This is a genomic window from Pseudomonas sp. AC463 (genome assembly GCF_979253585.1).
The window spans coordinates 1-242 of sequence record NZ_CEEDDZ010001066.1 but is presented as its reverse complement, the minus strand read 5'-3'; the positions used below and the strand labels follow the sequence as shown (position 1 = coordinate 242).

The 242-nt window shown below is 63.6% G+C and carries 1 protein-coding gene; it reads left to right on the top strand.

What is annotated here, in order from left to right; genetic code table 11:
* The coding region (locus AC0IYH_RS33535) for a hypothetical protein (protein WP_471838758.1) at positions 1 to 242 on the top strand (242 nt) is incomplete at both ends.

Genomic DNA, 242 nt, shown 5'->3' with positions numbered 1-242 from the left:
GGTGCTGTTTGCGCCGGTGATTGGCGTGCATATCCTCAGTGCCAACGTAAAACCGCACACGGCCGAGCCGGGCCGCATCGGCCGTGGCTTCAACCGCGGCATGCTCGGGGCGATGCGCAACCGCTGGTGGGCCATCGGCATCACCGTGGGGCTGTTTGTGGCGTCGGTGTTTTCCATGCAGATTGTGCAGAACCAGTTTTTCCCGTCGTCGGACCGCCCGGAAATCCGCGTCGACCTCAACC